The following is an 8967-nucleotide window of genomic DNA, read 5'->3' as shown; positions in this document are numbered from 1 at the left end:
CAGTCTGAGAAAATGCCAATGCGCTCAACAGACTGGCGCCTGCGGCCAGCAGCGCACGGCACACCGAGACGCCGGACGCGCCTCGCCGCCTCGCCACCTCGGAGGCGGCGACATAGGTGCGGGTGGTTCTGTTCCATACGATTTGATATGTCTTGTTCAACATGGCTCCCAATCTTTTATCGAGACTCACTCGCCAAGATTTTTCTTACGCCATCCTAAGTAATCGGCCTGAACACACCATGACTCAGGAATGCAGCGCGCTTCCACTTGGCCGGCAAAAGCGAAGTGCTCAGTGTCTTCGACAGAATCGGATTGGGAAATACGACTACTCTTAAAAGAGCATTTTTAGCTCAATTAAGAAAAACAGCATAGCGGTACTAAGATGAAAGCTGCCAAATTTCTTAATTTGAGCTTTGCGTTCTTAGGCCGCTTTAGGATGCACGCTGAATTCATCTCGAAGTAAAAAGGCGCACATAGGTCACCGAACCCGGCACAGGGCAACGGCAAGAAAACGCCAGCGACCGCTTCAGGCCATCGCTTCAGGCACTCGCCGCCTGCAAGCGCATTGGAAAGGTGATCTCGAAAATGGTCCCCTCACCTTCGCGCGAATCGAAACGAATGTCGCCCTCGAGCACCCGGCACAATTCCTTGACGATCGCGAGACCCAGGCCGACGCCCGGAACGTCGTCGTCGGTGGCGCGCTCGAATTCCTTGAATACGCGCTCCCGGTCGGACGCGCCGATTCCCACGCCGGTATCCGACACACGCAGACGCCAGTGCTCGCCCTGCGTGGCGATCATCGTCAATTCGATCTGACCGGCCTTCGTGTATTTCGCCGCGTTGGTCAGCAGGTTGAGCGCGATTTGCTTGAGCTTCAGACGGTTGGACACGACCTCGTCCAGTGTGCCGTCGAACGCGGTCTGAAGGCGCAGCCCTTTCGCTTCGATCACGGGCGCGCACGCGCTCACCAGTTCGTCGAACAGCTCGCGCAGCGCGAAATGCTCCAGCACCAGCGGACTGCTGTCGCCGAGGACGACCGAGTATTCGACCAGTTCATCCACCAGCGCTTTCATGTCGGCGGCCTGGCGATTCGCCAGCGCAAGCGCGGTGTCGATCCTGGACGGCGCGCGGCTGATCAGTTGCAGTGCCATCGAAAACACATTGAGGAAGTTGCGCAGATCGTGCACGACGCTGCGCGTGATCTGCATGCGCGACTCGTGCAGGTCGCCGACCAGCCGCTGCTTGAGCGTCAGTTCGTGATTCGCGCGTTCGAGCCGGCCGGTGTAGTCGTCGATCTTCCGGTCGCGCTCGTTGACGACTTCGCGGATTGACGTCAGTGTCACGATGCTAACGGCTTCGTCGACGAAATGCCGCGCGCGCTCCTCGTGACGCCGCGTGAAAGACGGCCGCGCTTCGCTGAATTCGACGATCGCGCCGGCCAGCATCTGCCGGAACAGATCGAGCTCGCGCACCAGTTCGTCGATCCGGTAGCCCTGCTTCCAGCGCGTTTTGCCGTGCAGGCGTGCGTCGCGCTCGATTGCATCCTCTACGTGATCGAGGTCCTGGTTCTCCAGCACGCTGCAGATTTCGTCGAGGATGTTGGGGATGTGATCGGCCAGTTGTTCGTAGGTTAGCCGGTCGGATTCGGTCAGTTCGGCGTCGCGAAAGACGGCCTTCATCCAGCGTTCGGTCAAATCGACCTGTTGCGAGCGCAACTGGGCGGCGAAGGCAGTCAACGGGGGTACGTGCGAGTCTGTCATCTGGGAGACCTGGCGCCGCAGCGCGGCGAAAAATAGGTGTGCCGCTCCCTGCGCAACGCGACGGCAGGGGCTGCAAACCGCGCTCGCGAGGCAGATCGTGAGCGCTCGGCCGGCCGCTCCCGCGCCTCCAGTATGCGCGATCTGGCGGACAAAAATTAACCAGGGTTTGAGATGGATGAACCGCGCGCGCTTCAGATCTTCTCGAACAGCACTTCCTGCGCCCCTTCCCACAGCACCTTGGTGCCGAGTTCGCGCAGCTTGTCGCGGCCTTCGACGATAGTCAGGAAGTGGTTGCCCGCCAGTTGCCCCAGCTTGCTCGCGAAGCAGCACGAACCGTACGCGAGGATGATCTCGGTCTCGCTGTAGCCCCCCGGGTAGAACAGGACGTCGCCGACCGACGGGTGGCTCGTGTGGTTCTCGAAGCTCACCGCCGCGCCGTCGTTCTCCAGCCTGAAATCGCCGAGCGGAACCCAGCAGCCTTCGCCGCTCCAGCGCACGTGAATGATCTTCTGGCGATACGGCAGCAGCTTGAGGAACGCGGCCACCGTGTGCGGCGCATCAGGATGAGTTTCGGCGATGAACTCATGGCCGCAGGAGGTGATTCGGAGTCGGGTCATCGGAAGGTATCCGTTGTGAGGGGTTGAACCGGGAGGCTGGCTGGCGGGGCCGAGCGCGCACCATTCTGTCGTCCGGTGCAAGGCTTCGACAGGTACAGTTGCTTGCACACCCGTCAGGCCAGTTAGACTGCAAGTGGCACGTCATGGCCAGCGCATGGGAAATGCGCGCACGGCATGGTCATGCCAGGTCTTGCCCGTCTGCTGCCACGAAAGTTCGTAGTTTGCAAGCCGCGCAATGCGAAGCACACTGCGCATTGCGCGTGATTCCCACCATAGGCCTTGGTCCGCATGTACCCGGCTAACGCCTTGCGATGAATCCGCGCGGCTGGCTACGAGTCGTCGCGCGGCACGTCGGCACCACCGCGTCGCCGCACGATGAAACCGGTGCAAGCGGCGGCAACGGCCAGCGCCGCAGACGAGACATGACGGATAAACGCGTCGCAGGTGCCGAACGCGGCCACGCTTGCCGCCATCCACCGCCAATGGCCGCCTCAACCCGATCAGCCGCCTCGCCAAGCGCCGCACTATCCTGCGGTATCTGTACCTCAGCCGCGCAGCCGGTAGGCGAGCGGCGTCACGCCATAGCCACGTTTGAACTGCACGGAGAAATGACTGGCACTCTCGAAACCAACCGCAATCGCAATCTGCAACACGGTGTGATCGGTGGCGCGCAGCTGCCGCGCCGCTTCCTCGAGCCGCAAGCGCGTGACGTACTGATGAGGCGTCTCGCCGGCCTCGCGATGAAACACCCGCGAGAAATGAAAAGGGCTTAGCCCGGCCTGCCCGGCCAGTTCGCCGATGCTCAGATCGGTGCCCAGATTGGCGCGAATGTAGTCTGTCACGCGGCGAATCCGGCGCGGCACCAGCCGCTCGGGCTGTGCCGGCAGCCGGCCGGGGACGGGACGGCCGCGCGAATAATGCTGCAACAGATGCGCGGCGAGCGCGTGAGCCAGCGCGTCGACGTAGAGACGCGAGTCGGACGGATCGGCGGCGGCGCGATGCAACGCGCCCAGCATCGCGGCGATCAACGGATCGTGAAAACGCATCGCGTCGCCCAGCGACAGGTCGCGCGAGCCACCGAGTTCCATCTGTTCGGCGACGCTGTCGATCAGGCCACGCTCGATGTGCAAGTGCACGGTGGACAGCGGCTCGTCGCCGATCGAGCGCCAGCGCCACGAGATCGGCGAGGACGGCACGAACCAGACATCGCCCACGCGCATGTCGGCGCGCTCCCAGCGTCCGTTCAGATTGCGTTCGAGATGCTCGGCGCCGCTCGCGAGCGTCATCAGTGTGAGTCCTGCAGGCCTGGCGCTTCGAGCAGTTCCTGCTCGGCCGGCTCGAGATACGAGCGCAAGACGAGGTGACGCCACGGCCGGTCCACGCTCGACACCAGTCTCTGGCCAGCCATGTAGCGATCGTAGGCGAGCGTCGTTGTCAGCTTCGGAATTCGTGCCATCACATCCATTCCCAAGGAGGTGCCGTATGCAAGGAGAAAGCCCGCCATACCCGCGTTGCCGGTCCGCTGTCAGCGCAAGATCGCGAAAATGATAGCAAGGAACCGGCTACCGTAATTTCTGGAAATAGCTAATCATTCAGGTTGTCGTCTTTCACGCGTTTCGAACGCCGGAGCTACCGTTTCATGGAACACGAATGCGATACGCTGCCGCACTGGCTGGCCGGCCCGCCGCAAGGTGAAGCCGGGCACGCGTCGGCAGCATGCAAGTCAGCAGCTTCCGCACACCCGGCCTACCCGGCCGCCGCGCGGCAAGCTGTGAAATCAGTCCACGCGGCTGAAGCATCGAAAGCATCGACCCGCGCCGCCAACGCTGCGGCGCCCAATGGCTTTCTCACCCTCTTCACCGAGGAGGAGATCGGCACGCCCCTGCCCGCCGCGCGCAGGGCCGCGCCGTTCATCAGTCCGCTGGGGCGGTTTGGCAGTGCGCAGGACCGCATCGAGTTCGTGCGGCGGCGCATCAGGCAGCTTGGCTTCGACTCGTTCAGCTATACCGCCACGCGCACGTCGTCGCATCACAAAACGATGTTCGCGCTGACCAGCTACGAGTCGCAGACCTGGCTCACGCGCTACTTCCGGGAGCGCTATTTCGAGCTGGACCCGCGCGTCGCGCTCGCGTCGCCGACCGGCCTGCCGTTTCTATGGAACACCGTCGACATGCGCGCCGATCTGCCGCGCGCGCAAATGCGCAGCGAGCGCCTGGGCGGCCTGATCGACATGCTGGAGGCGACCGGCCGCAAGAGCGGAATTCTCACGCAGATGCCGCTGCCCGAGCCGGAGCTGAGCGCGAGCCTGTGCTTCAACTCGGAGATCGGCAACCCGCGCTGGATGACCGAATCGATCGTCGCCGAAACGCTGATGTTCGCGCACTCGATTCACGAGTTCATCTGGACGCATGCGAAGACCGTGATCGGCATTGCGCCGGCGCAGCAACAGCGCGTCGCATTGAGCGAGTTGCAGCATGCGGTGCTCAAGGCGGTGGTGCAGGGTCAGCGGGATAAGGAAATCGCCTATTTCCTCGGATTGTCGCCGCATAACGTCGACTATCACCTGCGCCGGTTGCGGCAGCTGTTCAACGTGCGCAATCGCGTGCAGTTGATCAACGTCGCGCAGGCGTATGTGTCCTAGTGGACTGATAACGGCGTGGCGGCGAATGCCGTCACGCCGTTATCTCGTTCGGGCAGCAGGCGGCACGAGCCTCTCGCCTGCCCGTGCGCTGAACGCTCAGTGGACTTCCGGCTTACCGGTCGCCCACGTACCGATGATCTCCTCTATCGCGCGCGCCGCCGACAATAACGCCGCCTCACCACGCACCTTACCGACGATCTGTATGCCCACCGGCAGACCGCTCGCGCTCATCCCGCACGGAATGGCGATGACCGGCATGCCAGTGAGCGTCAAAGCATAGGTGATCGCAAGCCAGTCGATATAAGTGTCGAAGTGCTGGCCGGCGGCTTCGCGTATGTCGCGTGCTTCGACTGGAAACGGCAGCACGATCGACGCCGGACAGATGAGCACGTCGTACTGTTGCAGCAGCGCGTTCATCTTGTGGAACAGTTCGGCCCGTGTGCGCTGCGCCGAGCGCATCGCACGGTTGTCCAGTTGCAGACCGAACTCGATATTCCAGATCACATTGGGGTTCAGCAGATCACGGTGCTGGGCGAGCACGTCCTCGTAACTGGTCGCGTACGCGATGCCGCGCAACGTGTGAAACGCCGGTTTCGCCGCGCTCAGATCGAGATCACTTTCATCCACGCCGACGCCCGCGCCCGCCAGCCGATCCATCGTCTTGCGGCAGATCGCGAGAATCTCCGGCTCCGGCGTGGCAATGCCGAGCCCCGCGCTGAACGCGACGCGCGCCGGACGCCGCGGGCTGCGCGCATGCGCGAGAAACGAATGCGCGGGCTCGCTCAGCGACAACGGCGCGCTATTCACTTCGCCGCACATCGCGTCGAGCAGCAGCGCAGCGTCGGTCACGTTGCGCGCCATCGGCCCGTGAATGCCGAGCGTGTCGTAGGGATTGGCGGCCGGGCCATACGCCACGCGTCCCGGCGTCGGGCGCAGACCCACCACGCCGCAAAACGCCGACGGCGTGCGCAGCGATCCCGCCAGATCGGAGCCCTGCGCGACCCACGCGGTGCCCGACGCCAGCGCGGCCGCCGCGCCGCCCGACGAGCCGCCCGCCGAGCGCGACGGGTCCCACGGATTGCGCGTGATGCCGAACACGCTGTTGTACGTATGACCGCCCGAGCCGAACTCCGGCGTATTCGATTTCGCATAGACCACGCCGCCGTGCGCTTCGAGGAGCGTCACCCCGGCATCAGAGCTAGCGGGAATCCGCTCGCGATAAACCAGCGAGCCGCGCGTGGTGCGCACGCCCGCGACATCGGTCAGATCCTTGATCGGCACCGGCAGGCCGCATAGCAGGCCGCGCTCGGACACCGGCTTTTTCAGCAGCGCATCGGCATGCGCGCGCGCGCGCTCGAAACACAGCGTGGGCAGCGCATTGACCCGCGGCTCGACGCGCGCCGCCTGCGCGGCCAGCGTGTCGAGCAGATCATGCGGACTCACCGCTTCCTCGCGCAGCAATTCCACGACATCGCACGCGCTGCGCTCGATCAGACTCAAATCGACGGACATGTTGGCTATCGGCTCCGTGGTGAAGGTGACCGCCAGTTTCGCACGCCACGTCGAGTAGCGTCGGTCAGCTCTTGAGCCGGTAGCCGGTCCTGAAGATCCAATGGACGATCACGAGGAACACGAGGAGGAACAGCACCGTCATACCGAGGCTCAACTCGACGTTCACGTCCGCGAGACCAAAGAAGCTCCAGCGAAAACCACTGACCAGATAGACGATCGGATTGAACAGCGTCACGACACGCCAGAACGGAGGCAGAATGTTGACCGAATAAAAGGTGCCGCCGAGGAAGGTCAGCGGCGTGACGATCAGCAACGGCACGATCTGCAGCTTCTCGAAGCCATCCGCCCATATGCCGATGATGAACCCCAACAGACTGAACGTGACCGCCGTCAGCACCAGAAACAGCACCATCCAGAACGGGTGCTGGATTTGCAACGGCACGAACAGTCCGGCGGTCGCGAGAATGATCAGGCCGAGCAGGATCGACTTGGTGGCCGCCGCGCCCACATAGCTCACGACGATCTCCAGATACGACACCGGCGCCGACAGCAGCTCGTAGATCGTGCCGGTAAAGCGCGGGAAGTAAATCCCGAACGATGCGTTCGAAATGCTTTGCGACAACAGCGACAGCATGATGAGCCCCGGCACGATGAACGCGCCGTAACTGATGCCGTCCACCTCCTTGATGCGCGAGCCGATGGCCGAGCCGAACACGACAAAATAAAGCGAAGTCGAAATCACCGGCGCGATGATGCTTTGCATCAGCGTGCGCCAGGTGCGCGCCATCTCGAACTTGTAGATTGCGCGCATCGCGTAGATATTCATTGGTCACCTCGGAGCAGACTGACGAAGATGTCTTCGAGAGAACTCTGCGTGGTATGCAGATCCTTGAAGCGGATGCCGGCGTCATCAAGCGCTTTGAGCAGTGCAATGATGTCGGTGCGACCGCCTTCGCCTTCGTATGTGTAGATCAGTTCGTTGCCGTCTTTCGCGACGGCCAGCGCATAATTGGCCAGCGATGCCGGCACGTGCGGAAGCGGGCTCTCCAGTTGCAGCGTCAACTGCTTCTTGCCAAGCTTGCGCATCAGCTCCGTTTTCTCTTCGACCAGCATGATCTCGCCCGCGTTGATCACGCCGATGCGGTCGGCCATCTCCTCCGCTTCGTCGATGTAGTGCGTGGTGAGGATGATCGTCACGCCGCTTTGCGCGAGCGAGCGCACCAGCTTCCACATGTCGCGCCGCAACTCGACGTCCACGCCGGCGGTCGGTTCGTCGAGGAACAGCACGCGCGGTTCGTGCGAAAGCGCCTTGGCGATCAGCACGCGACGCTTCATGCCGCCCGACAGCGTGATGATCTTGCTGTCACGCTTTTCCCATAGCGACAGGTCGCGCAACACCTTCTCGATGTAGGCGGGGTTCTTCGGCTTGCCGAACAGCCCGCGGCTGAACGAGACGGTCGCCCAGACGGTTTCGAACGAGTCGGTGGTCAACTCCTGCGGCACGAGGCCGATCAGCGAACGCGCGCCACGATAGTCTGTCGCGATGTCGCGGCCGTCCACCGTCACGCTGCCTTCGCTTGCATTGACGATGCCGCAGATGATGCTGATGAGGGTCGTTTTGCCCGCGCCGTTCGGGCCGAGCAAGGCAAAAATTTCTCCACGGTCGATAGCCAGGTTGATGTTTTTGAGTGCGTGAAAACCGCTGGCATAGGTTTTCGACAGATTCGTGACCGAGACGATTGGCTGCATGGATTCGAGGATGGCAGACACCGTGATTGGATTGGAAGGAGCGGTACATAGAGTCGACCGCACCCGCAATGTAATGGAAAGTGCGAAAGCGTGCAGCGCGCCGGGTGACCGCGCCGGAAAAGCGTGTGGCCACCGTGGCTTTCGATGCCATGCGCCGAAGCAGTCCGGCGAGGCCGAGCCACCACTTCGCTGCACTGCAAAATAGTTCGGGTTCCGTATTGATCTGACGGCAGCCGGTCGTGGATGGACCGCTTCGCGCGGGCACGCGCCCTGCGCGTGGCGCGGCCCCAAAAAAAGGAGCGACCCGCGCATTGCGACTTGTTCCTTCACAAGCTGACTGAGGCACACCGCTTGCGGCGGTTCGTTCATGTAAGCGAAAACGCTTGCGTGATATCAACCCGATTCTCTGGAGGTAATCATGAAACCCATGACCAGGACGATTTTCGCTTCAGTGCTCGTGATGGCACTGTCGAGCGGCGCCTACGCGCAAGCGGGTGGCGGCGCGGGCGGTGGCGGCGCGGGCGGCGGTGCAGGTGCAGGTGCGGGTGCCGGCGGCGGTAACGGCGTGGGCGCCGGCGGCGGCACCGCGGGCGGCGCAGGCGGAACTGCCACACCCGGCGTCGGCGCGGGCTCGATGAAGAACCCGAACAATTCGGGCTATGGCTCGCCGGGCGTGACCGGCACCGGC

8 protein-coding genes and 1 pseudogene are annotated in these 8967 nt (G+C 63.0%); 2 read left to right on the top strand and 7 right to left on the bottom strand.

What is annotated here, in order from left to right; all coding sequences use genetic code 11:
• The 4 genes and pseudogenes from CIC12_RS14045 to CIC12_RS14030 all read right to left on the bottom strand — a co-directional run.
• Positions 1–163, bottom strand: a 163-nt coding sequence (locus tag CIC12_RS14045; RefSeq protein ID WP_168664705.1) for an ESPR-type extended signal peptide-containing protein, incomplete at its 3' end; no start/stop codon positions are given.
• Positions 164–539: 376 nt separating this feature from the next.
• Entirely contained in the window at positions 540–1760 is a 1221-nt protein-coding gene (locus tag CIC12_RS14040; protein WP_168664704.1) for a sensor histidine kinase, read from the bottom strand.
• Between the two features lie 191 nt (positions 1761–1951).
• Complete coding sequence (locus CIC12_RS14035) at positions 1952–2377, bottom strand: DUF3830 family protein (protein WP_168664703.1); 426 nt, start codon at positions 2375–2377, stop codon at positions 1952–1954.
• A gap of 545 nt (positions 2378–2922) precedes the next feature.
• Positions 2923–3842 (bottom strand): annotated as a pseudogene (locus CIC12_RS14030) (helix-turn-helix domain-containing protein).
• A gap of 174 nt (positions 3843–4016) precedes the next feature.
• On the opposite strand from CIC12_RS14030, the gene CIC12_RS14025 reads away from it, so the two are divergent.
• Positions 4017–5018, top strand: a complete 1002-nt coding sequence (locus CIC12_RS14025) for a helix-turn-helix transcriptional regulator (RefSeq protein ID WP_168664702.1) — start codon at positions 4017–4019, stop codon at positions 5016–5018.
• Positions 5019–5114: 96 nt separating this feature from the next.
• Here CIC12_RS14025 and CIC12_RS14020 read toward each other — a convergent pair whose 3' ends face one another.
• The 3 genes from CIC12_RS14020 to CIC12_RS14010 all read right to left on the bottom strand — a co-directional run bounded on the left by CIC12_RS14020 (position 5115) and on the right by CIC12_RS14010 (position 8279).
• Positions 5115–6530: an amidase gene (locus tag CIC12_RS14020; RefSeq protein ID WP_168664701.1), complete on the bottom strand. Its 1416-nt coding sequence runs from the start codon at positions 6528–6530 to the stop codon at positions 5115–5117.
• Between the two features lie 64 nt (positions 6531–6594).
• Entirely contained in the window at positions 6595–7356 is a 762-nt protein-coding gene (locus CIC12_RS14015) for an ABC transporter permease (RefSeq protein ID WP_168664700.1), read from the bottom strand.
• Positions 7353–8279: an ABC transporter ATP-binding protein gene (locus CIC12_RS14010; RefSeq protein WP_168664706.1), complete on the bottom strand. Its 927-nt coding sequence runs from the start codon at positions 8277–8279 to the stop codon at positions 7353–7355. The genes CIC12_RS14015 and CIC12_RS14010 overlap by 4 nt, the downstream gene beginning before the upstream one ends.
• A 418-nt stretch (positions 8280–8697) precedes the next feature.
• Between CIC12_RS14010 and CIC12_RS14005 the strand changes: the two genes are divergently transcribed.
• On the top strand, positions 8698–8967 hold a 270-nt coding region (locus CIC12_RS14005), incomplete at its 3' end, for a hypothetical protein (RefSeq protein ID WP_168664699.1).

Source organism: Paraburkholderia sp. SG-MS1, from assembly GCF_012275575.1.
Taxonomy (GTDB): domain Bacteria; phylum Pseudomonadota; class Gammaproteobacteria; order Burkholderiales; family Burkholderiaceae; genus Paraburkholderia.
The sequence above is the reverse complement of the archived record's forward strand: the minus strand, read 5'-3'. Positions and strand labels throughout refer to the sequence as shown.

Coding starts and splice junctions, on each gene's coding strand:
- CIC12_RS14040 (WP_168664704.1), bottom strand. CDS start 1,760: ATGACAGACTCGCACGTACCCCCGTTGACTGCCTTCGCCGCCCAGTTG.
- CIC12_RS14035 (WP_168664703.1), bottom strand. CDS start 2,377: ATGACCCGACTCCGAATCACCTCCTGCGGCCATGAGTTCATCGCCGAA.
- CIC12_RS14025 (WP_168664702.1), top strand. CDS start 4,017: ATGGAACACGAATGCGATACGCTGCCGCACTGGCTGGCCGGCCCGCCG.
- CIC12_RS14020 (WP_168664701.1), bottom strand. CDS start 6,530: ATGTCCGTCGATTTGAGTCTGATCGAGCGCAGCGCGTGCGATGTCGTG.
- CIC12_RS14015 (WP_168664700.1), bottom strand. CDS start 7,356: ATGAATATCTACGCGATGCGCGCAATCTACAAGTTCGAGATGGCGCGC.
- CIC12_RS14010 (WP_168664706.1), bottom strand. CDS start 8,279: ATGCAGCCAATCGTCTCGGTCACGAATCTGTCGAAAACCTATGCCAGC.